Here is a 24562-nt window from a genome sequence, read left to right as displayed (position 1 = left end):
AAGGAAAAGTTAGCTTAAACTAAGGTTAAGCAATTAAAAATACGGTACAATTTGGCCGTTATAAACAACCCTCTCTCACCATGAAGTTTATACATTTACTTTTGTGCTCGGTCTTTACGTTTTTTGTATTATATGGGCCACAGCCAATTTTGCCTTTACTGGCAAAGTCATACCATTTAACGTCTGCGCAGGCGGGCTTGCTAATGACCGTAACTATGCTGCCATTGGCGGTTGCACCATTAGTTTATGGCTATCTACTACTTCGTATAAACTCACTCTCATTATTAAAAATAGCATTGTTTTTATTGGGTATTAGCTGTGCGTTATTACCTTTATCGCAAACGTTTCAGCAATTACTTATTATTCGATTTTTTCAAGGTTTACTGCTGCCGGCAGCGCTCACCGCAATGACCTCGTATATTGGCGAACATTATCGCTACAGCTTTTTGAGTAAAGCCGTCACAAGTTATATTTTAAGCACAATTGCAGGTGGTTTTTTAGGACGCGTTGTCAGCGCTTCAATAAGCGAATACACCCATTGGCAGGTTTATTTTTATTTGCTCGCAATTGTATTAGTGCTGTTATCACTTAGTCTTGCCAATAAAAAAGTGCGTGATTATGTCGGTCAAAGAAACGTACCGGCATCACTTAAAGAGAATCTACATAAGGTAACTAAAGGCAGCACTTTGTACCTTTATTGCGCCGTATTTGGCATGTTTTTCTGCTTTACTGCGCTATTAAATTACTTACCTTTTATTTTGCAAAACGATTATCAGTTTACCAGCTCAAAAGATATTGGTTTGGTGTATTCAGGCTATCTATTAGGCGCTTGTTTCTCATTATTAAGCACCCGTTTGCAAAACCTCACACAAGGTAAAGTTAACTTACTAGTGATTAGCTTTGTGGTTTATGCGCTCAGTATCACAAGCTTATTTTCAACCACGTTTCCGCTCTTTTTTATCGGTTTTACGGTGTTTTGTGGGGCAATGTTTATTATTCATGCCAGCGCCTCCGCATTGCTTAACCAAATCAGCTATGCGCCCAGCTCGCTAACTAATGGGCTGTATGTATCTTTTTATTATTGTGGCGGTACGCTGGGGTCATTTTTGCCAGGGCTTATTTATCAGCACGCTGGCAAAAGTGCGTTTTTAATGACCTTGCTACTGATGTGTGTGGCTTCTGGCTTACTGGTAGCTAAATTTAAACGCTTACAAACTCACTAACTCAACACTGTGATTGGAATATTCTAATACTTTAAGTAAGTCGTTTTTCTGCATTAACCAAGTTTGGGTATTATCAAATGGATGGCAGTGAAACAAATCAGATTGCCATATCGCATCGTCCACCCATAGTTGCACCGCATTTTCCGCATCATTTAAAAGCGCCAACATGGAAACACACCCCGGTTTTACCGCTAAATATTTCGCCAAGCGTTCATTTGAGGCAAAGCCCAAACGTGACAATCCTTGTGATTTTGATAAAGCTTTTAAATCGACCTGCTTATTAGGTGACGTAATGAGCAAAAAATGTCGCTTGCCGTAGTTATCGCGTAAGAATAAATTTTTTAAGCGTGTTCCGGGGCGTTCCAACAACAGACGATCTGCCTCTACTGCGGTATGTAGCGGCGGATGTGATATTTTTTCACAGTCAATTGCCAGTTCGCTAAATACCTTTTCAAGAAACGCAATATCACTCATCGCAGCGCCCGCTTAATCTTACGCTGTAGTCGCGCCATTTAACTTCTTCTATTTGATAACTATCTTGGCAGTAGTTTTTCTTTTTTAATTCAGCGTCAAGTTGCAGTGCTGCTTTATCTTCTAGATCGAGTTTAAGTGATGATGAGTCGACAAAATTCTCTTGTTTTAATAATTTTTTAATCTCTGACTTTGTCAGCTGACGCTTTTTATTTATGAGCTTTTGTGAACCCGCCTTTACCGTGACTAAATATGAAAATAACTTAGCGCCGTCATTGTCTGTTATCGTTCTTAGCTGTTGATCAACTATCTCAAAATCTTCAGGTTCTGGTGCCGACTTCGCACAGCCAATTAACGCAGTAGCGCTCAGCACCGTTATAATTATTTGTTTCATTAAGGATTCCATACTGCTTGTGGCAACTTAATTGTTAAACACGCCATGGTTGGCGGAAAATATTCAGAAAACGCCATTGAATGCCAATCATCTTCAAACATATCTACCAACACTAAACCGTTATCTAGCTGACCTTTAATTTGCTCTTCAAATGAATGACTAAACACCAGTGGCTCATCTTGCTCTTTTAGCAGTGTCAATTCTGCTTGGGTTAAGTTATTAATGTCACTAAAGGGTAACTTGTGCCTTACTTTAATAACGCCTTTTTCAGCCTCAAACCAATCAAATATATACGCTGCAGGATTGATAAAGCCACTTAGTAAACGCCCGTTTACTTTTAATACACGAGCAGCTTCTGCCCAAAGGCCAGAGATATCAGGCACAAAATTATTAGAACAAGGGTGGAAAATTAAATCAAAGCTTTCATTTTCAAAACAGCTCAAGTCTGTCATATCACCTTTAACGGTTGTTAACGTTAGGCCATCGCGCTTGGCAACCTGCGTATCTTGCGCAAGTTGATTTTCAGATAAGTCAAATACGGTTACATTAGCACCCGCAGCCGCTAAAATAGGCCCTTGCTGCCCCCCCCCAGAAGCAAGACAAAGCACTTTTTTGCCTTTAAGATCGCCAAACCAGTTATGAGGCACACTTTTATGTGGTGTTAAAACAATTGACCACTCACCTTTTCGTGCCGCGTCTACTTGTTCAATCGTGACAGGTTGAGTCCACTCATTATGTGCTTCAACCTGTTTATTCCATGCATGATTGTTATAGTTTTTAATATCCATTGGTCTCTCTCGCACAATTAATGTGCAAACAAGCGAAAATTATCTTTTATGCTACAAAAAATACTTGACCAGTGACAGAAAAAAAATTAAAGTTCTGCCCGTTCAAACGCAACACGGTTTGAATGTCCTTTTTTGGAATGTGGGGCTATAGCTCAGCTGGGAGAGCGCCTGCCTTGCACGCAGGAGGTCAGCAGTTCGATCCTGCTTAGCTCCACCACTTTCCAACCTCTCTTATTTTTAAATTCAATACCAAGTATTTGAAATAAAAATCTCTCGCTAAATTAATCTTGATATAATGCAGCAAATTATTCTTTTTTCTGCTTATTATGTCCCCTGAAAAGCAAAGCTTAACCTTTTTACACTCTGCCGTTTTATTATTTGGTGGCACTGCACTGTTTGCCAAACTAATTGGTCTTAATGCGCTAGATATAACCGTTTACCGTACTGCCGTCGCAGCAATTGCTTTGTGTGCTTTTTTGTTTTTTACACGCCAAGCTATTTTATTAAAACAAACCAAAGATTACGGTGTAGCCTTGATCCTTGGCGTGGTTGTAGGTCTACATTGGGTGACTTATTTTGCTGGTATGCAAATGGCCGGCATCACCATAGGCATCATCGCATTTTTTACCTACCCTGTGATGACCGTCTTTATGGAACCACTTTTTTCAAAGCGGCTACCTCATATGCAAGATGTATTTATTGCCATGATGGTGTTGCTTGGGATTTACTTGCTTGTACCGGAAGCAAACCTTGGTAATCAAGTTACCCTTGGCATAGTAACAGGCATGTTCTCGGGATTTTTATTTGCCCTGCGCAATATTCTGCACAAGCGCTTTTTTATGGGTTACTCGGGGCCGCAAACGATGCTTTATCAAACCCTTGTTGCAAGCATAATGTTATGCGCATTTGTTGAAGTACCTCTTAGCCAAGTTTCGCAACACGACCTCTATTTACTTTTACTTGTTGGTGTAGTGTTTACCGCAACCCCACATGCTTTATTTGCCGCAAGCCTTGCTCATTTAAGTGCTAAAACCGCAGGCTTAATTTCATGCTTGCAGCCTTTGTATGCAAGTTTTTTCGCCTTTTTACTGTTACACGAAAAGATTACACTGACGACATTAATTGGTGGCTCGTTGGTGATTAGTGGCGCATTTTTTGAAACTTATCTAGTTAACAAACAAGCTAAGGCAGCAAAATAATAAAATACTAGTTCTGTTAAAGCCGGTGAGCAAAAATCAATCAGCGCCCTGCAAAGCTGAATTATAGCTATTGCTTAGTACAGGTAAACGGGCACGTTACTAGCAAGCAACCTAGCTAGCATGATTAGCTAATAAGGTGAATTACGATTTAGCTTTTAACAGATGTTGAAAATCTTGATTGATTTCAAAGTAATTGTGCAATTTAACCATTAAGCTGTGGTAAGTTGAGTGCGAGATAAACTTTTTACTAAGAGCAAGAAGGGTTAGTACATGAAAGTTTTTGCCCACCGAGGCGCCAGTGGTTTGTATCCTGAAAACACACGCTCAGCGATATTAGCGGCGTTGGAATTGGGTGTTGATGGCATTGAAATTGACTTACAAAGTACGCTTGATGGTTTTGCCGTTATTCACGATACTTGGCTTGACAGAACAACCAATGGGCGAGGGAAAGTTAACAAACTCACACTTGCCGAAGTGCAACAATATGATGCAGGTAACGGACAAACTGTACCAAGTATTGAAGAAGTATTTCAATGGGTTAATAATCAAACGTTATTAAACCTAGAGCTCAAACACACCTTCGCACTCGATAAGCTAGTCAAACTAATCGAACGACAAGTTCAAGCTGGGCTGCTAACACGTGAAAACCTTCTAATATCCTCTTTTGACCATCACCAGCTAAAATGGCTTAAACAACAATTACCTTGGGTAAAAATAGGTGCATTAACCGGCTCTATTCCGCTGGGGTATTGTGAATTTGCTGAACGATTAAATGCCTACAGCGTGCATGTGGATAAAAATTTTATCAACTGCGAGTACGTTGCCGATGCAAAAACAAGAAACTTAAAGGTTTTTGCCTATACTGTAGATAAACAGGAAGACATTGACGATATGCTTGCGCTTGGTGTAGATGGCATTTTTACTAATTACCCCTCTAAAGCACAAAGCTTTCTGTTGCAAAAATAATCCTAACTATAAGCATATCGCTTAGTTACCTAGGGGCATTTAATGGACCAACAACAGCAAGATTTATTTTGCTTTCGCAGTGAAGCATCCCGCCTACTCCTTTTATGCAATACGCAATTAACGCTAAGCCTGAATCAAAGCGATCAAGATATATTAGAGTTAAGCCGAGTTTTTCAAACCCTTGCGAACATTTGCAGCAAACTTGAAAATGAAAAAAGCACTTCGTCGAAATTAGATGAATTACATCAGCAAATACAGCACAGTGTAAACGATGGGGTTATGGCATTTCAGTTTTACGATAGACTGACACAACAATTGTCACATATTCAGCAAACGATGGATCAATTGAGCCATTTGATTCAAGATAATGATAACTTAGCCGATGAAGATAAATGGCAAGGATTGCGCACCCAATTAAAAAATAGTTATTCAATGGAATCTGAACATCAAATTTTTCAAGCAATTATGGATGGTAAAACCAAACAGCAAGCGCTTGAATTACATCGTCAATTAGAACAACAACAGCACGATGATGATGTTGAGCTTTTTTAAAGGGTAAAGGTCATTTAAGGCATGCAAAATGAGTTCTTTATATATGCAATTATACGAAAAAATTGAAAAAACCTTTTTCTTTACACTAACACGCAAAATTTTTGGCAATTTGAGCTTTCTGTTTGCCTTTCAAGTTATTACGTTAATTTGGCTGTACCAAGAGCTGACTGATAATGGCCATATTGATATGAGCTATTGGTTTATCGCGTTAATCAGTGTTGGCAGTTTCTTCTTTACCTGCTTTTACATGCACTTTTTAATTGTGCGCCCGATTAATGCACTAAAGAAAACACTGACAGATATCAATGAGAAAGGCGCTGATTTAGCAACCCATTTACCCCAGTTTACCTTTGATGAGTTTCGTGAACTCAGCGAACAATACAATACCTTTGTTTCGCGTTTAGAAGCATTATTAAAACAGGTGTATGAAAAAGCTGAACTTGCTGAAATGACCAATCAAAACGTGACTAAGTCGATGACTGAAACCAACCGTATTGGTGAAGAGCAGCTAGCACTTAGTAATACAATTTTTACCGCCAGTGAAGAAGTTAGCCAAAGCCTAAATCAAATTTCACAAAATACCCAAATGACCTTTGATGCGAATGTTGAAAACCTGAGTAAAGTTCATACCTCTGCCAATGAAATTGGAAATCTAGTAACTAAAATTCAGCGCATGACCGAATTACTAGGCAGCTTCGCCACAACCGTGGGTGGCTTAAAAGAAAACTCAGACAACATTCGAAAAATCCTCACTATGGTTGAAGAGTTTTCAGACCAAACCAACCTACTAGCGCTTAATGCCGCAATTGAGGCTGCACGCGCGGGTGAAGCCGGTCGTGGCTTTGCAGTGGTAGCAGATGAAGTGCGTTCACTGTCAGTAAAAGTTAACGATGCAACTCGCCAAATTAATGATTTTATTAATCAAATGAATACGCTTGTTGGTGAAACAAACCGCGAAACTGAACAATTGATTGAGCAATCGAGCAGCGCTGAAAATTCGATAGCAAATACTAATGATGTGTTTAGCCAAATGACTAAAGAACTAGAAAGTAACCAATCTCAGTTACAAGAAATTGTTGCGGCCGTGCATCAGCTGGAACATACACAACAACAAACCCATTCCTCGGTACAACAAATTGTCGAGCTAGGCCATATGGCGAAAGATAATATTAGTAACGCCAATGAGAATAGTAGAGAGCTGCAGTGTCAAACATCCGATACCAAAAAAGATCTCGAACAGTTTATTTAACCTAAGCAATGGATTAGCAAACCTCCGAAAGTTTTGATACTTTCAAAACTAGCACTGATAAGAGAGGGTTAAGCCCTCTCAACATCAAACGCTAATACCTCTGATATCCGCTCAGCGCCAAGTGCCAACATAATTAGCCTATCCACTCCTAACGCTACACCTGAGCACTGTGGCAAACCATAATCAAGCGCCGCTAAAAATCGCTCATCAATAGCAATCTCTGGTAAACCTTGCGATGCTCGCTTTTGATTATCATCAACAAAGCGCTGTCGCTGTTCAGAACCCTCAGTAAGCTCATCGAAGCCATTAGCTAACTCCATACCTTTAAAGTACAGTTCAAAACGCTCAGCAACGCGAGGGTCTGCGCCATTTAGTTTAGCGAGTGCCGCTTGTGATGCAGGGAAATGATAAACAAAACAAGGGGCTTGCTGACCTATTTTGGGTTCAATACACATGCAAAATAGCAGCTGTAACAAAGTGTCTTTATCGTTTTCTTGCGCAGCAATATGCTCAAACCCTTGCTCAGCGGCAAGCGCTGAAAGCTCTTCGATAGATGCGGTGAGCGGATCACAGTTTAAATGCGTTAAAAAAGCGTCTTGATAAGTGATACGCTCTGCTGAACCACACCCTAACAAACTCATCATTAAGTCATTAATTTCATCCATTAACTGCGCTGCGTTAAAGAAAGGTCGATACCACTCCAGCATTGTAAATTCTGGATTATGATGACGGCCCGCTTCTTCGTTACGAAACGCTTTTGCCAACTGAAAAATCGCGCCAGAGCCAGCGGCAAGCAATCGCTTCATAGCAAATTCCGGCGATGTTTGCAGATAAAGTGGTAGGCCTTTAGCAAACCCAGGGCCGACAAACTGAGTACTAAAACTTGCTAAGTGAATATCGGTAACGCTTGCCTGCGATAAACTTGGCGTTTCGACCTCCATTACATTTCTTTGGTAGAAAAATTCACGAATTGCTTTAATGATTTTTGCCCGCGCGTTTAAGTTTTCGATTGATGCACTTGGCTGCCATTGGACTGTCATGATGGTTACTCTTAATTATGGCGTAAACAAAAATCCCAGCTAGCGCTGGGATTTTCTTCGAAATAAAATCAAAATTTATTTTTGCGCACGACCAACGTATTCGCCAGAACGTGTATCAACTTTGATTACTTCACCAATTTGAACAAACAGAGGAACACGTACAACCGCACCTGTTGTTAAAGTAGCAGGCTTACCACCGGTACCAGCAGTATCACCTTTCAGACCAGGATCTGTGTCTGTGATCTCTAGCTCAACAAAGTTTGGTGGCGTAATTGAGATTGGGTTACCGTTCCAAAGAGTAATGGTACACGTGTTGTTTTCAACTAACCATTTAACGCTATCGCCAACTGCTTTTTCGTCAGCAGCAACCTGTTCAAACGTTTCGTTATTCATGAAATGCCAGAACTCACCATCTGTGTATAGATAATCTAGCTCGATATCCATAACGTCTGCAGCTTCTACACTTTCACCTGATTTAAATGTTTTTTCTAACACTTTACCAGAGATAAGTTTACGTACCTTTACACGGTTAAATGCTTGGCCTTTACCCGGTTTTACAACTTCGTTTTCAAGAATTGAACACGGCTCGCCATCTAACATAAATTTTAGGCCGCCCTTGAACTCATTGGTGCTATAATTCGCCATCGTTTCCTCTATCGCAAAATTTTTTACATAATTGATCGGCTAATGATACAAAGAATTGAAGCAAATTTGCATACTAACTGGCAAAAAGAATTAGCAAATGCCATTTCCGACCCAAAAATACTGCTTAAGTTACTGGAAATTGACTCAAAAAATTTATCAGACGACATTGCCGCGAGAAAGCTATTTGCTATGAGAGTACCACTTCCATTTGTATCACGAATGGAAAAAGGCAATCTAAACGATCCATTACTTAAACAAGTTTTACCACTTGCGGATGAGTTTGAAACACACCCAGGTTACACAAGCGATCCATTAGAAGAGCAAAATAACCAAACTCCGGGCCTGCTGCACAAATATAAATCGAGAGTATTACTTATTTTTCGTGGTGGTTGCGCTGTAAACTGCCGTTATTGCTTTCGCAGACACTTCCCTTATCAAGATAATCACCAAAATAAACAAAGCTTACTGAGTGCTCTTGATTACATAGCAAAGCATCCCGAAATAAACGAAGTGATTTTAAGTGGTGGCGACCCGCTGATGGCTAATGATGAAGCACTAATGTGGTTTATTGAAAAGCTAGAAGCAATTAACCATGTCACACGCATGCGCATTCATTCACGATTGCCGGTGGTGATCCCTGCACGTATTACAGAAGCATTCTTAGCAATTCCCACACACACTCGACTCAAATTGATTTTAGTAACGCATATTAACCATGCAAATGAAATTGACAACGCATTAAAAAAGCAGCTTATCGCCGTAAAACGCGCGGGATATACCTTATTAAATCAAGCGGTATTATTAAAAAGCATTAATGACACAGTGGCAGCACAAATTTTGCTTTCTGAACGTTTATTTGAAGCGGATGTATTACCGTATTATTTGCACGTGTTAGACAAAGTACAAGGCGCCCACCACTTTGCAATTACCGATGCCCAGGCAATTGCATTACATCGTGAGTTATTAACTGAGTTGCCCGGCTTTTTAGTACCCAAACTAGTACGTGAAGTTGGCGGAGAAAAAAGTAAAACGCCATTAGATTTAGGACTTTATGATTTTTAGATAGAATGTTAACGCGAGAGGATAAAAGTAAACCCCCAAAAAATACTGGGGCTTTACTTCGGGAGCTTAGAAAATAACTCTTAGTTTAATAATAAACCTCTTACGTTTGCACCAGGGCTAAACGTAAACATCAATATTATTACCTAAGCTTGCAGTTGGCTTACTTGGGCTTGGCAGCGACTGCATTGTTTGCGTTGCAGCTTCAATTAAAGCAATAGCTGCTTTACCATCTGCCTGTTGCTGACGCTTTGCGAGTGACGCGCTAAGTACTTCAGCACTTTCACTGCTATTCATCGTAGGCAAACTTGCACCTGATATATTCATCATGACCTCACCTGTAAATTAAACTGTGTTACTATATCGGCTAAGTATAGTGAGACTTTAGTAATTTTTTATCATGAATTCGATTATTTCTGAGCTAAACAACAATCTTAAAGTATTGTATCGCCAAGCTATTGATGCAGATGGCAAATTAGATTCCTTACAGCAACAAGGCAAAGGTAAATTTTCTACGCTATTTAATAAAGACAGTGGTTTTACTATCGAGGCGAAACGATTTAAACCATATGTGCTTGAGGTTGCAAGTGAAGTTGAAACACTTTCAAATCAAGACAGTGTTGATCAAGCATTACTAAAAAATGTAGTGATAAAAATGCAACACTTGCATCAGTTATTAGCAAGCTTTAAGTAAGTAGCCTATAATTTAATCAGTAATGTTTTTGTTGAGGTTGTCATGTCTGCCGTATCTCCCGTTACTGCAGGAAGTGAAATTGCCGTTTCTACGACAAGAAAGGTTACGCCTGACAGTAATAACACTAACATCAGTACTGATTTAAATGAGTTCAATCAGGATATTGTCAATATTTCAAAGCTCGCGAGAGAAAAGCAACAGCAATCTCAGTTAACGGCAGAGCAGGAAATAAAACAAATTCAAACTGATGTTATTCGTGTAACCAGTTCGATTGGCCAGTCGAAAGCTGCTGGCAACTTAAGTGAAACCCAAGCAAGTAAACTCTACAAAGAAATAGCGGCACTATTATAGTACCGCTATTTTTTCTTAATTGGTTTACGATTAGTTGGCATCAATTTTTGACACTAATTGGTCTTCAAACCAATCTGTAATAAGACGTTTTTCGTGCATAAATTCTTCGTCTCGACCACGACGAATTTTGTCCATAAAGCTCATGTCTTTTAATTCAGCATCACCTTTATCCACCAGCTTGCCATTGGCATCAGTTAACGCATAGCTAAATTTAAGCTTTGGAAAATGAATTGGTTTAACAATGCGCATTTCTCTGCCACCGCCAAAACGTACATCACCAGCAAGATCGATATCGTTGATTGTCACACCTAGCTTATAGCCTTCAGGTAACTTCTCAGCTAACTCTTGAAAATGCTTGGTAAATTGCTTTTCGATTCGTTTGTGGTAGCCACCACGTGTTTCGTTTGCTGCACGTACATCGGTGAAATCGTTAAATTTCCCATACGTTACACTTGCCTCACCTGCAAATACTGAGAACGGTGAAATTGTTACAACACTTAATAATAGTACCTTCGCTAATTTCATTAGTATGCTCCTAGAGAACTGGCAAGTGTAAAGGGTCACTCGCTATGTCAATTTATATTTATTATCTATCCTGACACTTAATATACGCTTAACACATAATATTTTCATAATTATTGTAAAAAATTAACCCTAGATTAGCACTAGGCTTAATCGACAAAGGTATGTTTTAAATCAGTTTTAGTGGCATAAATTTGAGAATCAATTTAAACCAACTAAACTTAAAAAGATGTCGATAATTAATTCGCTTAATTAGACATAGTAGCGACAGGTGTAAGTTAATTAAAAGGATAGAGTTATGAGTTCGTTATTAATTGTTGAAGACGAACAGATTGTTGCATTAAGCCTTAAGATCGAGCTTGAGTCACTAGGTTATGAGGTTGTGGGTATTGCCAATAGTGAAGATGAGGCACTCGCCCTGTTCACAGAGAAAAACCCTGACCTTGTTTTAATGGATATCAATCTTGAGTCGGGCGGCAGCGGTATTAATGCTGCCAAAAAAATCAATGCCATAAAAAATATTCCTATTATTTATGTTACTGCATATGCCAATGATGACATTATCGAGTCTGCAAATTCAGCTAATCCTATTGGTTATATAGTAAAACCCTACAACCTTAGAGAAGTAAGAGCCGTTATTGAAACAGCACTTAATCGCTTTCGTTATGAAGATGAAATAACCTCATCGGAAGCGCGCCTTAAACTCGCAATTGAAGCTGCCAACCTTAATGTATGGGAATATAACCCTGAAGCAGAACATTTAGTATTTACTGGTACGGAAATGCTGCAAAAATACTTCGGTCATTTAAGTCCGCTACCATTTAATGAATTTATTAGCATGGTACATGAGCAAGACAAATGGAAAGTTGAATCGCTGTTAAAAGAAGGGCAAAAATCCAATCAAAAAATCCGAATTAAATCGCCACTTAGCGATGAACAATATTGGTTCGAAGTCTATACCAGCGATATCAAGCTACAAGGTGGCGATACCCCAATTGGGGCAATGAAAGACGTTACCGAAACTGAAACCTATATTCGTGAGTTAAAAGTATCAAAATCTGTATTCAGCCATATTGCAGATGGCATTTTAGTACTCAATAAAGACTGTGAAATTACCAAAGCAAACCCTGCTTTTTGCAAATTAATTGGTTACCCGCTATCTCAATTGATTAATAAAAACTACCACGCCATTGTAAAACGAGAGCGCGCTGAAGATATTAACCAACAGCCGTGGGAGGATCTCTGTTCACGGCGAGAAGAAACTTTTAAAACTGAATCTGGCGAATTATTTTACGCACTGGTTAATGGCAAATTAATATCACATCAAGACCAAAGTGATGAGTTGGTAATGATAGTTACCGATATATCTGAATTAAAAATGGCTGAGCGTAAGCTACAATACCAAGCCTACCGCGATGAACTAACAGGTATGTATAATCGCACTTACATGAACCGTGCATTCGCTAACCCTCAAGAGTTCTTTGATTCAGGTAAATTTACGCTTATGTTTATTGACCTTGATTCTTTTAAACTGATCAACGACACCTACGGACATTCATACGGTGATGTAATTTTGGCCGAATTTGCATGGCGACTTAAACATATCTTCCGCTCCTCTGACATTATGGTACGTCATGGTGGTGATGAGTTTGTATTGATGTTAGATGGTCAGCTCACAGCCAACGATGTTAGTAAAATTGCTAACTCAATAAACAAAGCAATTTCAGAACCATTCAAATGCAAAGATGTTTCTATTTCTCTCACATGCTCAATTGGTATTGCGCAGTGGGACGATACTATTAGCGATACATCTGATCTGATGAAACGAGCTGACATCGCCATGTACGCGGCGAAAAATGGCGGTAAAAATGATTTTCGTTTTTACCAAGAAGATATGGGAAGCTCAGCTCAGTACCAATTATTTTTAGAGCAAGGTTTAAAGCTTGCCATTGAAAATGAACTGCTCGAACTTTGGTTACAGCCCATTTTTGATAATAAAGGTGAAATATCAAGTGCTGAAGGGCTTTGCCGCTGGCGTGATAAAGCAACGGGGTTTATTTCACCCAATGACTTTATTCCAATCGCAGAATCAAGCTGGCTTATTTTTCCACTTGGTGAGCTCATGCTGAAAAAAGTATGCGATGCGATTGAGCATTTAAGTAACGCCGGCTTTACTGATGTAAAGCTAGGCTTAAATCTATCTGCTAAACAGCTTTCACATCCGTCTCTGCCGGCAAAATTCGAAGAGATTATTAGCAGTAAGCAAGTTTCACCTAACAACATAACATTAGAAATCACCGAAACGGCATTAACTGATACACCTGCAATTAAAAATATTGAACGGTTACGAGAGATTGGATTTTCCATCGCACTAGATGACTTTGGCCGCGGCTACTCATCATTAGAGCTGCTGCAACAATTTGATCTTGATATATTAAAAATTGATAGAGTGTTTATTGAAGGAATCCCAGATGATAGTAAAGCACGAAAAGTATGCGAACACATGGTAAACTTGAGTAAGTCGTTAGGCTATAAAGTTGTCGTAGAAGGCATTGAATCGGCAAAACAAAGCGAGTACTTCGCACAAGACCCAGCGATTCATCAGCAAGGGTTTTATCATGCTAAGCCAATGCCAGTATCACTGTTTTTGTCACTGCTAGGTGGTCAATCGCATAGCGCACCTGAACAACACTTTGCAGTAGATGAACAGTAATCCAGTAATTTACTTCGCATACGATAGATCAAAATGGAACTGAAAGTGAGAGTATTTTCCAAGCTCACTTTCAACCTTAATTGTGCCGTTTGCCTGTTTGGTAAATAACCCTATAAGCGTATGACCGAGCGAACTGGCGCGATTGAACTGCTCGATATCAAAGCCGGTTCCGTTATCTTTGATTGATAAATCCAGTCCTTCTTCCACTTCTTCAGCAAAAATAGTGATCAAGCCTTTTTCTGCACCTTCAGGAAAAGCATGCTTTTGAATATTCGTTAGTACTTCATTTATCACAAAGCCAATCGGCACCATAATGCTAATTGGCAAATAAATCGCTTGGCTCGGTAACTTAAGTTCTACCTTGTAAGGAGCATGGTTAATACCATCTAATAAGATTAATTGTGCCAACTTAGCAGTGTACTCTACAAAGTTAATTTTAGAGCTATTCTCTTGCTCGTAAAGTAATTGATGTACCAAGGCAACTGAACGTATACGCTGCTGACAGGCTAGTAACTCGTTTGCTGCACTTTCTGGCACATGCTGCTGTTGCAGCTTCAATAAACTGGTTATGACTTGTAAGTTATTCTTTACGCGGTGATGAATTTCATTGAGCAAAATGCTTTTCTCTTCAAGCATTTTGCTTAGCCTGTCATTCGCAGCCAATAACTCCGAAACATCCGACACGGTTGCCAAATAGTTAATTTCCATATTATCTGCATAACGCGTGATACATACCTCAACGGGTAACGATTCATTATCTAATGCAAGTAGCGCCTGAAACGGTTCGCTTGTTGGGTTTTGGGTGGTTAGATCATTTATTATAGTGGCAATTTCTCGCTGATCTTTCTCCGTAAATACATCAATAAAATTACAGGGGCTTAATCCCTGTGTAAACGGCGACAACATCGCAATGGCTTTAGCATTCAACCATTCAATACGCCCTTGCTTATTGAGTAAAATAATCCCCTCAGATACATGGTTTACAACCAGTTTGAAGCGCTCTTCATTCTCAAGCAACTGCTGCTCAAAATACTTCCGCTCGCTAATATCATGTGCAGAGCAAATAATATTGGAAGCCGTTTCTGACTGAGTATCAAGATTAGCAACCACAACATCAACTTTAAAAAACTTTTCATCAACCCAAATTTGGCTATCAAAACGCTGTTCTATACCTGTACTTTTCACTTTTTCTATGGCGCTTTGCAATTGTTTTTTGGTGGTTGGATCACGCTGCCAGGCTTGGGTATTGGCAAGCTCAACACTTTGCACACCCATATCATTTTGCAAATCATAATTAGCGGTAATCACCTCGCCTTGCTCATTAATAATCACAACATATGATGACAAGCCGTTGATGATGGAACTCAGGAATTTTAGCTCTTGATTTAACCCCGCAATCTCTCGCATATCTCTTAGGATACTGACACTTTGGTACTCATCGTTTTCTAAGAAGCTGCCAATAGCTATTTGCAGTGGGATCCGTTGCTTCTGCTTATCAATTCCGTAAACATTGCGTCTATCCAGCATATTTTTAGACTGCGTTTTTTTTGTAAACTCTTGACGATAACCCTGATGCGTTTCTTTTAACTCTCGGGCCATTAAGTCTTCAATAAATTTATTTGAAAACTCACTTGATGAATAACCAAATAGCGCCTGCGCTGCATGATTAGCGGCAAGCACCTTGCCACTATTATCAGCATGAATAATGCCATCTGGTGATGCATCAAACAGTTTTCCAAATTTTCCAACCGATTGATTTAATTTGTTGATATGCCAAATTACTAATCCGGTAAATATAATAATCACCAAACAAATCATTGCGGAGGTTAAATAGCTATAAAAAAGCTGAGTTTCAATTCGATTTAAAAAAGTGCTATTTGACTGACGTATTTTTGGTAAGACTTTTTCAACAATATTATTAACTGCATTCGCAGCTAGTGTGTCATCCACTTTCACTAGTCGGTCTAATTCGTCAACGGTTAGCTGCCCAGGTAATGAAAAATGTGTTTCTAAGTTAAAGTTATATTCGTTTAATGTGGCTTCTAGCAACGCTAAATTTTGTACAACATCGGATTCGTTGGACATTTCACGAATTTCACGCATTAGTCGTTGTGCTTTTACATAGCTTTCCTTTGCATCATGAAAGTATTGATGATCTCTGCGAATAACATAGTTTTTGAAATGATGGATATAGCCTGAGTAGCCAACCGTGCGCTCTAGCTCATGCAACTTAATTAGCAACTCAGTGTTGTCTGTAATTATTTGCGATAAGGTTGCCTGCTCTTGCTTTAATTTATGAGCGTCGTAAAAAGTGGTGCTAAATACAAGAATATTACAAAGTATTGAAAACAGCAGAATGAGATTAATTTTAGCAGACTTGGTCATTGCGCTTATCCTAAAGTTCCGTTTACTAGGGTCTGTTGATCTTTGCTGTTCTATTTTTGTTCTCTTTGAGCGTGCTTTTATCGCGGCGCTCGATGTGTGGCCTAGCAATCTAAGCGAATATCGAACAACAATGAGAAAAGTGCGCTCAAAAGAACCGTTCGGCAACGCTTGATTGGGTTTTCTACTGTGTTATCGGCTGACTCACATAGAATAACTATGCCACGTAGCCTCTGCCTTGTATAAAACCCAATCAAACTGCTGCAAAAACGAACTTGAAAGGTCAACAGACCCTAGAAAGTTCGACTAATAAGTATTGGTAACTTTATAAATTAAATCAATTTTTTAACGCAATAAAAAAGCCAGCGCATTGCGCTGGCTTTTTTGACAAGTAGGTAACTTGAGGGACGACTACATCATGCCGCCCACACAAGCCCCAAGAAACTGTTATTCAGTGTATTTTTAAAATATTAAAAATAAGATACCCTACACCATACCCCACCAGTATGATTTACATATTAATTTTTTATTGGACTAATTGGCAGAGGATCTAACCCAAGCTCCTTTAAAAACTTATTATGTGTTTCTGTGGCTTCCACAATGTCTTTTTCTATATTCACCAGTTTTGCATGCTCTTCGGCCAAATCTATTTTCTTTTCAGGCTTTTCGATACTTACGTAACGAGATATGTTTAGATTGAATTCGTTCTTTTCTATTTCAGCCATTTTTACTCGGCGAGCAAAACGAGATTCTTCTTTTCTGTATTGATAAAACTCGACAATTTTATCAATGTCGGTTGGGCGAAGTTTGTTCTGACGTTTGCCTTTTTCAAAGCTTTCTTCAGCACTAGCGTTAATAAACAACACATCATCGTATTTTTTGCATTTCTTCAAAACTAGAATACAAACAGGAATGCCTGTCGAAAAAAACAAGTTAGGAGGTAAACCAATAACGGTATCGATCTGATGGTCTTTTAATAGCTTTTTACGAATTCGGGCTTCTGCACCACCTCGAAATAAAACCCCATGAGGTAGTATGATTGCCATCGTCCCTTCGTCACTTAAAAAGTGTAGACCGTGCAGTAAGAACGCAAAGTCAGCGGCAGATTTAGGCGCCATTCCATGACTTTTAAATCTAAAATCTTCACTAAGTGCTTCAGTTGGCTCCCAACGCAGGCTGAACGGTGGATTCGCAACTATCGCGTCACACTTAAGTTTCTTAGCTGGATTCATTTCCTTTAGGCTAGGCCATTCATTCAGCAACGAATCACCATGAAATAATTCAAACTCTGTGTCTTTCACTCCATGTAAAAGCATATTCATTCGAGCTAAGTTGAAAGTGGTTATATTATTTTCTTGGCCATATATTTTACCAATCTTACCACCTGCTTCTTCAATATGTTTACGTACATTTAATAACAAAGAACCAGAACCACAAGCAAAGTCCATTACGCTTTTTAGACCTGACTTTGGCCCTTCAGCTGGTTCTTGACTATCTAGGGTTACAATGCGTGATAAAATAGTAGACATTGGTTGAGGGGTATAAAACTCACCTGCTTTTTTACCCGAGCCAGCCGCAAATTCTCCAATCAAGTATTCATAAGCATCACCTAATATATCGGTGTCAGTTGAGAATTCATCAATACCATCAGCTATTTCTTCTATGATTGTACAAAGCTTATCATTTCGAGTTACGTAATCTTTACCAAGCTTATCAGACGATAAATTAATTTCAGAAAACAGACCTTTAAAATTATCGCCAAAACTATGGTTTTCTATGTAATCAAACCCTTCCTTTAATGTGCTAAGCAATAGGTCGCTTTGATTCTTTGCTAACTTAGCGATATTGCTCCAAAGGTAATCTGGCTCAATTACGTAATGCACCTTAGTTCGCATATGATCTTCAAAATCTTTGGTATCTGCTGGGTTTGCGTCATACCAAACTTTCAGCTGCGATTTCGTATCATCTTCGCTAAGTTTTGGTAGTTCACCATCCAACTCTTTCATTACAGCTTTTTCATAACTATCAGATAGATATCTTAAAAACAGAAACGACAGCATATAATCGCGAAAGTCGTCTGCATTCATTTTACCACGCAGCTTATCGGCGATATTCCAGAGGGTCTTACCTAGTCTATTTAATTCTTCTTGAGTCATGCGTTTAGTGCCTCTGTGTTAACTTCGCTAAAAATGGTGGTGTTAAATGGGTAAGTTTCAATAAAATCATTAAATATTTTTACAAAATCTCTTTTATTTTCAGCACCCATTTCTCTTGGTTCCATCATCGAGTAACCGCTATGGTTCATTATTTGTAAGATTCGCTTCAGTTTTGTGTGTTCTTCGTCATCATCATCAAATTTGATAAAGTGGCCAAAGTCGCTATAACCGTGGAATACTGCGGCTTTTTCCATTAGGGAACGAAGAATATTGAAATGGTAGGTATAAACCTCATTGTTATCGACGGCTTTTTTAAGCTCTTTGATCATAGCAACATGATAAATACGAGCATTATCACCACGTAACTCTTTAAGTAAATAAGCGTCGCCTATTGCACTAAAATAGAATTTTTCAGCGTTCCCCCACTCATTACACATAACGTTAAAAAACAGCGTGTGATGTGATGAAACTATGGTGCGAATATCGCTATTGTCATTATCTTCATGATGCTTTTTAAACATGGTAGCTAAATGGTGCGCAACAGCTATTGCATTGTTCTCGTCGAGCGAAGATATAGGATCGTCAATGTAAATGAATTTTACCCAGCTATACGCTTCTTGTTTATCCATAGCTAGTTGAGCAATCGCTAAGAAAAAGCACCATATAAAGATATTTTCTTCACCGCGAGACACTTTAATGGGAATAGGATCATTCTCAGAGTCACGCTCACGGAAAAATGTAACTTCCCAATCGTCATAGTCAATAATGAAGTTATAATCGGCATAGCGTTGCACAAGAACACCTACTTTGCTATCTAAATCTAGCTCATTTATGCCATCAAAGAATTTTGATTCTTGGTTTAATTTTAACTTACGATTTTCGTCATTTTCTAAGTCGTTGTCCCAGCTGAACAAGTCTTCTGTAAAAGCATTGAAATAAAGAGTATCTTTATTTCCATCAGTTAAAACATTCTTAAATTCTACAGATAAGCGAGTTTTACCTGTGCCGTTGTATGCGAACAAAAGCATATAACGTTTTTTATCCAACAGAAGTCGAATTGTAGCTGCTATTTTTTCTAAACTTTCAACGGCTAACAAGCCTGCTTTAATTAATTGATGTTCTGCTTCTTGAGTAGCATCATCATCTGAGCTGTCTTTTAGCTGGTAAAGCTCCCCATCACCGCTTAACTGATAAATATCTTTTAGTAATTTCTTATTTGGCTTCCCTTGAATTTTTGGAATTATTTGGTTTTCAAAATGCTCTTTGGGAAATGATACAGGTATGCTACTCATGGTAATCTTCATCCTTGATTGATGGGAAAAGTTTTTGCAGTAAGCCTTTTTTATGGTCCTTTAAAGATTCAAGCTTTTTATCTTGTTCAGTTATTAACTTATCAATTGACCAGATAGCTGCTGCGATTCTATTTTGCTCATCTTGGCTAGGGACTCGGACTTCAATTTTATTAATAATCACCTTAGATAAACTTGGAACCCCGCCAGCTTCATTAAACTTTAACCAATTAATATTTTGAAAAAGTAAGTAAACAAACTTAGGCGAGCAGCCTTTAAATGAGTGTGTATAGAAAAGAGTATCAACAGTCCAAAATTTACCTTCTAAATACATAGGCTTGTTAATTGTTCCTTTACGGCCTATGCAAGCACTTTCTCCATCATATAAAAATGAATCTACGGAACGCATATAGCCGCCAGATCCATAAACAGGAATATTTCCCTTCGCTAAATGCTTATGATCTTTACCCCCACCAATTTCAAACATGGTGGAGAAACTTCTATTTTTCCAGTCCCCTGCGTCAGAGAATTCGGCAAACCTCAATTTGGGAGTAGTCTCACCTTCGGTTGGGAAAAGTTGTTGCATTAAACCTTTTCTGTAATTTTTTATTGAGTCGAGCTTTTTTGTGTGAGCTGTTATTAACTCATCTAAAGAGGTTAAACAGTCAGCAATTTTTTCTTGTTCTTTTGGTTTAGGAACTGGCAGCTCAATTGATTTAACGATGTCCCCTGATAAATTACCTTGCCCCCCCTGTAGGTATTTAGAGATAATTTGAGTCTTTTTATAGAGTAAATATTGGTATAAAAATTCGTTACTCGCGTTAGCCCTTAAACATAATATTGCTTGGTTAATGGCACCATCTATCTTTGCTAGGCCCACGTCACCACTATTTGCTCCATATAGAGCAAATAAAACATCACCTTTTTTAACTAACTTAGCAGAAGAATTATTTAAGCCTTCCTCAGTTAAAGATAAACCAGTTACCGCAGAGTTAATCTCGGCAGACCGAATGAACGGAATAGAGCCTCCATAATATTTTTTCTGTGAAGTAGTCGGAGTCCCTCCACTAAATGGCTTAGCGCAAATATTTTCAATTTTGTACTGATGCCAATCTACTTCATTGAGGAACTCAGGAAATCTTAACTCAGGCACTAGTTTTTTTTTCTCTGCATTATTACTCATCAAGTTCTAACCCCGAAATTTCACGACCTTCGGCTAGTTTATGAAGGTAAGGGCCTAATTCATCCATTAGTGCTAATTCAGCAGTGCGTCTTGCTTTCCAGCCTAGTCCTAGTGGTGCAAGCAAATCGGTTAATAGCCCTGCATCAAAAATCATTCTGTCCAATATGTTATCTACAAAAGCTTGTAGAGCATCTGGCTCTAAACTGTGATTTTTAGCTATATTTTGCAGGTTATCTTTAGCAAGTTTAGATTTGAAAGCTATATAACCCTTGCGGATATCATCTTCATTTTGTTGACCTACAGGTAAAGAGCTTACGTAGGCCAACATGGTCTCATGATCATCCATGATATTGGCATTGGACTTAATAATATCGATAACCTCTTCACGAGTGACAGCTCTCTTGCGAATGGAAGTTGTCACCGTTGAGCGAGCAATAAGAGCCATAATATAGTCATAATCAATAAGTGCGGAACCAAATAAGACCAGCTCCAAATCTAGCTGTTGAAGCTTATCGGTCAACTCTGAAGACGTATCGTCTATTGGCTTTTGCTGTAAAGGTTTAAGCTCAATGGCTGTTTCTAAATACGCACCTTTGAATCCACGTTGCTTATCAATTGGCATGAGGCGGTTAATAGCATTGACGTCTTCTTCACTTAAATCTGTGTATTGATCGAGCTTGGTTTTTAGCTTTTGCACCTTTTTAAAATGACTAACAAAGTCAATTTTAGCGATTTCACCTTTTAAATTTGGTACTTGATCAGGCGTAGCTGTTAAACCATGGCTCCCCATAAAACTTTCCAATTCATCGACAGCTTCCTTAAATTGCTCCACTACAACAGGGGCTGGATCAACTAGCCAAATTTCTTTATCAGCCTCTTCACCACTGCCAGAGAACTTTGCGATAGCAGTGTCCACTTCATCTTCTTGAAAACGAAAGTCTAAAATATTCCCATGCGGCTTAGTGTCGTTCAATACACGGTTTGTTCTCGAAAATGCTTGGATTAACCCATGGTATTTTAGATTTTTATCTACATACAGAGTGTTAAGGTACTTTGAGTCAAAACCTGTAAGTAGCATATCGACAACAATTATGATGTCGATTTTATCTTTGTGGCCTCTTGGTAAATCTGCATCTGGATATTTGTGGTCTTTAATTCGTTGCTGGACATCCTGATAATACAAATCAAACTCGTTGATAGAATGATTTGTTTGGTACATTTTGTTGTAGCCACTAATAATATCTATTAGCGCAGCTTTCTTTTCTTCAGGATTATTTTTGTTGTCTTCTTGTTCTTGTTTTAAGTCATCTTGAAGCTGTTTTATGTCTTTTATATTCTTTGCGTTACCTTCTTTATCTTTTGCCAAAGCTTGAGCTGGAGGAGAAAATACGCATGCGATATTTAGAGGGCGATAGTCTTCATCTTCAGCTAATCGTTCAGCTTGTTGCTGTTTGAACAACTTTACATACTCAATTGCACTATCAATTTTTGAAGTGGCAAAGATTGCGTTAAAACGGCGGTAATCAGTTGCTTGATCGTGTTTATCTAAAATTGCTTTTACAACAGCCTCTGGTGGAGGATTTTCTTTTTTCGCTTTTTTCTTTTGCTTGCTTTCATCTTGTTGCTTGCCGTCTTCAAGTGCTTTTACTTCCTTTCCGAAGTAATCAACATGAAAGCTCAAAACATTACGGTCGTGAATTGCGTTAGTAATCGTGTATTCATGGAGTGGTTTTTCAAAAACATCCTCAGTTGTGACTTTATAGCCTTTATCTTCGTAAAAACGTTTGATCGTCGAGTTATCGTCGAATATTGGTGTACCTGTAAAACCAAACAGTTGGTGATTATTAAAAAATGTTTTAATTGCACCATGGTTTTCACCAAACTGCGAACGATGGCATTCATCGAAAATGAACACCATGCGTTTGTCTCTTAGGTGCTCTAAGCGTTGCTTGTAAGTCAGCTTACCTTTTTCTTGTTGTTGCTTTGCTTTCTCACTTGTTTCATCAAGTGCTAACCCTAGTTTTTGAATAGTAGTTACTATAACTTTGTCTTTTTTTGAATCAGATAGTAGCCGACGCACTAATGCTTCAGTATTGGTATTTTCTTCAACACACTTGTCTTGAAACTTATTAAATTCTTCACGTGTTTGTCGGTCGAGATCTTTCCTATCCACCACGAATAATACTTTGTGGATATCTTCGTTGTCTTTTAAGAGAGTCGAAGCTTTAAATGATGTTAAGGTTTTACCGCTGCCTGTAGTATGCCAAATATACCCATTGCCACGGTCTTCTTTTATGCAATCTACTATCGCTTGCACCGCATATATTTGATACGGGCGCATCATCATCAGTTTTTGTTCAGACTGCACTAAAACCATATAGCGACCAATCATTTGACCTAAGGTGCACTTGGCTAAAAAGCTGTCGGAAAAGTCTGTTAGATTGTGAATTTTTTCATTGTCTTTGTCTGCTAATTGATAAATCGGCAAGAAGCGTTCATCTGCATCAAATGTAAAATGTTGGTTTTGATTGTTAGCAAAGTAATATGTCCTATTTCCATTGCTAACAATGAATAACTGCATAAAACACATTAAGCTATTCGTATAGCCATTGCCTAAATCGTTCTTGTAATTAACGATTTGTTCCATGGCACGACGGGTAACAATTTGATGAGATTTTAATTCTATTTGTACAACTGGTAAGCCATTCATCAATATTATTACGTCATAGCGATGGTGGCTGTTTTCGGTATTGATACGTAACTGATTGGTAACTTCAAAATCGTTTTTACACCAGTCTTTATTATTAACTAAGGTGTAATCCATTGGAGTACCATCTTCACGTTCAAAAGCTTGTCGTTCACGCAAGCGTTTTGCAGATGTGAAGACATCGTTGCTAATAATTTCGCTCTTGAGCTTAGAAAATTCAGAGTCTGTTAATTTTACTAAGTTATGGCGCTCGAATTTTTCACGAAAATTTTGTTCTAAAGAAGCCTTATCTTTAATATCTGGACGATAGGTATACTTAAGATCTTTAAGCTTAGAAATTAGAGCTTCTTCGATTTGTTGTTCTTTAATCATTAACTTCGTCCTTAGCTACTTTTTGTTTTTGTATCCATGCATCTATATCTTCACTTTTAAACCGCCAAGAACCACCCACTTTGAACCCCGGAAGCTTTCCTTCAGCAGCTAGGCGGTATGCCGTTTTTTCAGTTAATTTGAGATATTCAGCTAACTCTTTAAGAGTGAGTATTTCGTCAGACATATCGAGCCCTCAATTTTCTTGAATTTAGAGTATGAGAAAATTGGGGAGTAAACAAGAGGTTTGAGGAAAAGGATAGAGTTAACGAACAAAGCTTGTTCGATTTGATCAAAGTTTTAACCAATCGAAGCCGGGTATCAAAAAAATTTAAAATTTGGGGCTTTTTTGATATCAACAAAATTTTAAATTTTGATATCTAAGACTTTATATAATCCCCTTTCTAGCGAAAGAAGTTTTTCTATCTTCGTGTGGTGTTATGTAGTCACTTTTTTATAGTAAATATTGTTAAATTATATAAAAAGTAACAAATTTAAGAAGATAAATGAGAAGTAGAAAAAGTAAAAAGAAGGTTTTAAATATCAAATCCTCTTTCTGACGAAAGAAGAAAAATAAGCAGAACAGTTTAGAATGATTTATTTTAAATTA

22 protein-coding genes and 1 tRNA gene are annotated in these 24562 nt (G+C 38.4%); 10 read left to right on the top strand and 13 right to left on the bottom strand.

Annotated features, from left to right (window positions below; all coding sequences use genetic code 11):
* Positions 1 to 80: 80 nt before the first annotated feature.
* On the top strand, positions 81 to 1223 hold the full coding sequence (locus AC2IOM_RS06475) for an MFS transporter (protein ID WP_138629877.1): 1143 nt from the start codon (positions 81 to 83) through the stop codon (positions 1221 to 1223).
* Here the strand turns inward: AC2IOM_RS06475 and AC2IOM_RS06470 are convergent.
* Genes AC2IOM_RS06470 through AC2IOM_RS06460 form a run of 3 tightly spaced genes read right to left on the bottom strand, consistent with a single transcriptional unit; the run spans position 1209 to position 2876 of the window.
* Positions 1209 to 1697, bottom strand: coding sequence for a prolyl-tRNA synthetase associated domain-containing protein (locus AC2IOM_RS06470; RefSeq protein WP_486359459.1), 489 nt, complete (start codon positions 1695 to 1697; stop codon positions 1209 to 1211). The genes AC2IOM_RS06475 and AC2IOM_RS06470 overlap by 15 nt on opposite strands.
* Positions 1690 to 2088: a hypothetical protein gene (locus AC2IOM_RS06465; protein ID WP_486359458.1), complete on the bottom strand. Its 399-nt coding sequence runs from the start codon at positions 2086 to 2088 to the stop codon at positions 1690 to 1692. Before AC2IOM_RS06465 ends, AC2IOM_RS06470 begins: the two co-directional genes overlap by 8 nt.
* Positions 2088 to 2876, bottom strand: a complete 789-nt coding sequence (locus AC2IOM_RS06460) for a class I SAM-dependent methyltransferase (protein ID WP_486359457.1) — start codon at positions 2874 to 2876, stop codon at positions 2088 to 2090. Before AC2IOM_RS06460 ends, AC2IOM_RS06465 begins: the two co-directional genes overlap by 1 nt.
* A 141-nt stretch (positions 2877 to 3017) precedes the next feature.
* Between AC2IOM_RS06460 and AC2IOM_RS06455 the strand changes: the two genes are divergently transcribed.
* From AC2IOM_RS06455 to AC2IOM_RS06435, 5 genes are all read left to right on the top strand, one after another.
* A tRNA-Ala gene (locus AC2IOM_RS06455) sits at positions 3018 to 3093 on the top strand.
* A 109-nt stretch (positions 3094 to 3202) separates the two neighbouring features.
* Positions 3203 to 4075, top strand: coding sequence for a DMT family transporter (locus AC2IOM_RS06450; protein WP_395388682.1), 873 nt, complete (start codon positions 3203 to 3205; stop codon positions 4073 to 4075).
* A 270-nt stretch (positions 4076 to 4345) separates the two neighbouring features.
* Positions 4346 to 5041, top strand: coding sequence for a glycerophosphodiester phosphodiesterase (locus AC2IOM_RS06445; protein WP_486359456.1), 696 nt, complete (start codon positions 4346 to 4348; stop codon positions 5039 to 5041).
* 42 nt (positions 5042 to 5083) lie between these two features.
* Positions 5084 to 5593, top strand: coding sequence for a hypothetical protein (locus AC2IOM_RS06440; protein ID WP_486359455.1), 510 nt, complete (start codon positions 5084 to 5086; stop codon positions 5591 to 5593).
* Positions 5594 to 5621: 28 nt separating this feature from the next.
* The gene (locus AC2IOM_RS06435; protein WP_486359454.1) at positions 5622 to 6842 is read left to right on the top strand and encodes a methyl-accepting chemotaxis protein; all 1221 of its coding nucleotides are present in this window, start codon (positions 5622 to 5624) and stop codon (positions 6840 to 6842) included.
* A 68-nt stretch (positions 6843 to 6910) separates the two neighbouring features.
* Here AC2IOM_RS06435 and epmA read toward each other — a convergent pair whose 3' ends face one another.
* Positions 6911 to 7882, bottom strand: coding sequence for an elongation factor P--(R)-beta-lysine ligase (epmA, locus tag AC2IOM_RS06430; RefSeq protein ID WP_486359453.1), 972 nt, complete (start codon positions 7880 to 7882; stop codon positions 6911 to 6913).
* A gap of 75 nt (positions 7883 to 7957) precedes the next feature.
* Positions 7958 to 8527 (bottom strand): elongation factor P, encoded by a 570-nt coding sequence (efp, locus tag AC2IOM_RS06425; RefSeq protein WP_010562106.1) that lies wholly within the window; start codon positions 8525 to 8527, stop codon positions 7958 to 7960.
* A 42-nt stretch (positions 8528 to 8569) separates the two neighbouring features.
* Between efp and epmB the strand changes: the two genes are divergently transcribed.
* A complete protein-coding gene (gene epmB, locus AC2IOM_RS06420) occupies positions 8570 to 9589 on the top strand; it encodes an EF-P beta-lysylation protein EpmB (protein WP_486359452.1) in 1020 nt (339 codons plus the stop codon).
* Between the two features lie 117 nt (positions 9590 to 9706).
* Here epmB and AC2IOM_RS06415 read toward each other — a convergent pair whose 3' ends face one another.
* Entirely contained in the window at positions 9707 to 9913 is a 207-nt protein-coding gene (locus tag AC2IOM_RS06415) for a hypothetical protein (RefSeq protein ID WP_038642861.1), read from the bottom strand.
* A gap of 73 nt (positions 9914 to 9986) precedes the next feature.
* On the opposite strand from AC2IOM_RS06415, the gene AC2IOM_RS06410 reads away from it, so the two are divergent.
* Together AC2IOM_RS06410 and AC2IOM_RS06405 are read left to right on the top strand one after the other, a co-directional pair.
* Entirely contained in the window at positions 9987 to 10280 is a 294-nt protein-coding gene (locus AC2IOM_RS06410; protein ID WP_486359451.1) for a prephenate dehydrogenase, read from the top strand.
* A 42-nt stretch (positions 10281 to 10322) separates the two neighbouring features.
* Positions 10323 to 10631 carry a hypothetical protein gene (locus tag AC2IOM_RS06405; RefSeq protein ID WP_100914182.1) on the top strand — a complete coding sequence of 103 codons (309 nt, stop codon included), beginning with the start codon at positions 10323 to 10325 and terminating at the stop codon, positions 10629 to 10631.
* 30 nt (positions 10632 to 10661) lie between these two features.
* Here AC2IOM_RS06405 and AC2IOM_RS06400 read toward each other — a convergent pair whose 3' ends face one another.
* Positions 10662 to 11156, bottom strand: a complete 495-nt coding sequence (locus tag AC2IOM_RS06400; RefSeq protein WP_105170289.1) for a DUF3016 domain-containing protein — start codon at positions 11154 to 11156, stop codon at positions 10662 to 10664.
* A 295-nt stretch (positions 11157 to 11451) separates the two neighbouring features.
* Here AC2IOM_RS06400 and AC2IOM_RS06395 point away from each other — a divergent pair, with 295 nt between their 5' ends.
* Positions 11452 to 13866, top strand: a complete 2415-nt coding sequence (locus tag AC2IOM_RS06395) for an EAL domain-containing protein (protein WP_486359450.1) — start codon at positions 11452 to 11454, stop codon at positions 13864 to 13866.
* Positions 13867 to 13875: 9 nt separating this feature from the next.
* Here the strand turns inward: AC2IOM_RS06395 and AC2IOM_RS06390 are convergent, their stop codons facing one another.
* The 6 genes from AC2IOM_RS06390 to mads1 all read right to left on the bottom strand — a co-directional run bounded on the left by AC2IOM_RS06390 (position 13876) and on the right by mads1 (position 24139).
* Positions 13876 to 16251: a PAS domain-containing sensor histidine kinase gene (locus tag AC2IOM_RS06390; RefSeq protein WP_486359449.1), complete on the bottom strand. Its 2376-nt coding sequence runs from the start codon at positions 16249 to 16251 to the stop codon at positions 13876 to 13878.
* 515 nt (positions 16252 to 16766) lie between these two features.
* Positions 16767 to 18404: a type I restriction-modification system subunit M gene (locus AC2IOM_RS06385; protein ID WP_486359448.1), complete on the bottom strand. Its 1638-nt coding sequence runs from the start codon at positions 18402 to 18404 to the stop codon at positions 16767 to 16769.
* Entirely contained in the window at positions 18401 to 19696 is a 1296-nt protein-coding gene (locus AC2IOM_RS06380) for an AAA family ATPase (protein WP_486359447.1), read from the bottom strand. Before AC2IOM_RS06380 ends, AC2IOM_RS06385 begins: the two co-directional genes overlap by 4 nt.
* The gene (locus AC2IOM_RS06375) at positions 19689 to 20876 is read right to left on the bottom strand and encodes a restriction endonuclease subunit S (protein WP_486359446.1); all 1188 of its coding nucleotides are present in this window, start codon (positions 20874 to 20876) and stop codon (positions 19689 to 19691) included. The genes AC2IOM_RS06380 and AC2IOM_RS06375 overlap by 8 nt, the downstream gene beginning before the upstream one ends.
* Complete coding sequence (locus AC2IOM_RS06370) at positions 20869 to 23955, bottom strand: type I restriction endonuclease subunit R (protein WP_486359445.1); 3087 nt, start codon at positions 23953 to 23955, stop codon at positions 20869 to 20871. Before AC2IOM_RS06370 ends, AC2IOM_RS06375 begins: the two co-directional genes overlap by 8 nt.
* Positions 23948 to 24139 (bottom strand): methylation-associated defense system helix-turn-helix domain-containing protein MAD1, encoded by a 192-nt coding sequence (gene mads1, locus AC2IOM_RS06365; RefSeq protein WP_486359444.1) that lies wholly within the window; start codon positions 24137 to 24139, stop codon positions 23948 to 23950. The genes AC2IOM_RS06370 and mads1 overlap by 8 nt, the downstream gene beginning before the upstream one ends.
* Positions 24140 to 24562: the final 423 nt, after the last annotated feature.

This window comes from Pseudoalteromonas sp. NS-SX12 (genome assembly GCF_057367955.1).
This window is presented reverse-complemented; position numbering and strand designations above follow the sequence as displayed.

Excerpts from the sequence above, each read along its gene's own strand:
- AC2IOM_RS06475 (WP_138629877.1), top strand. The coding sequence starts at position 81 with ATGAAGTTTATACATTTACTTTTGTGCTCGGTCTTTACGTTTTTTGTA.
- AC2IOM_RS06470 (WP_486359459.1), bottom strand. The coding sequence starts at position 1,697 with ATGAGTGATATTGCGTTTCTTGAAAAGGTATTTAGCGAACTGGCAATT.
- AC2IOM_RS06465 (WP_486359458.1), bottom strand. The coding sequence starts at position 2,088 with ATGAAACAAATAATTATAACGGTGCTGAGCGCTACTGCGTTAATTGGC.
- AC2IOM_RS06460 (WP_486359457.1), bottom strand. The coding sequence starts at position 2,876 with ATGGATATTAAAAACTATAACAATCATGCATGGAATAAACAGGTTGAA.
- AC2IOM_RS06450 (WP_395388682.1), top strand. The coding sequence starts at position 3,203 with ATGTCCCCTGAAAAGCAAAGCTTAACCTTTTTACACTCTGCCGTTTTA.
- AC2IOM_RS06445 (WP_486359456.1), top strand. The coding sequence starts at position 4,346 with ATGAAAGTTTTTGCCCACCGAGGCGCCAGTGGTTTGTATCCTGAAAAC.
- AC2IOM_RS06440 (WP_486359455.1), top strand. The coding sequence starts at position 5,084 with ATGGACCAACAACAGCAAGATTTATTTTGCTTTCGCAGTGAAGCATCC.
- AC2IOM_RS06435 (WP_486359454.1), top strand. The coding sequence starts at position 5,622 with ATGAGTTCTTTATATATGCAATTATACGAAAAAATTGAAAAAACCTTT.
- epmA (WP_486359453.1), bottom strand. The coding sequence starts at position 7,882 with ATGACAGTCCAATGGCAGCCAAGTGCATCAATCGAAAACTTAAACGCG.
- efp (WP_010562106.1), bottom strand. The coding sequence starts at position 8,527 with ATGGCGAATTATAGCACCAATGAGTTCAAGGGCGGCCTAAAATTTATG.
- epmB (WP_486359452.1), top strand. The coding sequence starts at position 8,570 with ATGATACAAAGAATTGAAGCAAATTTGCATACTAACTGGCAAAAAGAA.
- AC2IOM_RS06415 (WP_038642861.1), bottom strand. The coding sequence starts at position 9,913 with ATGAATATATCAGGTGCAAGTTTGCCTACGATGAATAGCAGTGAAAGT.
- AC2IOM_RS06410 (WP_486359451.1), top strand. The coding sequence starts at position 9,987 with ATGAATTCGATTATTTCTGAGCTAAACAACAATCTTAAAGTATTGTAT.
- AC2IOM_RS06405 (WP_100914182.1), top strand. The coding sequence starts at position 10,323 with ATGTCTGCCGTATCTCCCGTTACTGCAGGAAGTGAAATTGCCGTTTCT.
- AC2IOM_RS06400 (WP_105170289.1), bottom strand. The coding sequence starts at position 11,156 with ATGAAATTAGCGAAGGTACTATTATTAAGTGTTGTAACAATTTCACCG.
- AC2IOM_RS06395 (WP_486359450.1), top strand. The coding sequence starts at position 11,452 with ATGAGTTCGTTATTAATTGTTGAAGACGAACAGATTGTTGCATTAAGC.
- AC2IOM_RS06390 (WP_486359449.1), bottom strand. The coding sequence starts at position 16,251 with ATGACCAAGTCTGCTAAAATTAATCTCATTCTGCTGTTTTCAATACTT.
- AC2IOM_RS06385 (WP_486359448.1), bottom strand. The coding sequence starts at position 18,404 with ATGACTCAAGAAGAATTAAATAGACTAGGTAAGACCCTCTGGAATATC.
- AC2IOM_RS06380 (WP_486359447.1), bottom strand. The coding sequence starts at position 19,696 with ATGAGTAGCATACCTGTATCATTTCCCAAAGAGCATTTTGAAAACCAA.
- AC2IOM_RS06375 (WP_486359446.1), bottom strand. The coding sequence starts at position 20,876 with ATGAGTAATAATGCAGAGAAAAAAAAACTAGTGCCTGAGTTAAGATTT.
- AC2IOM_RS06370 (WP_486359445.1), bottom strand. The coding sequence starts at position 23,955 with ATGATTAAAGAACAACAAATCGAAGAAGCTCTAATTTCTAAGCTTAAA.
- mads1 (WP_486359444.1), bottom strand. The coding sequence starts at position 24,139 with ATGTCTGACGAAATACTCACTCTTAAAGAGTTAGCTGAATATCTCAAA.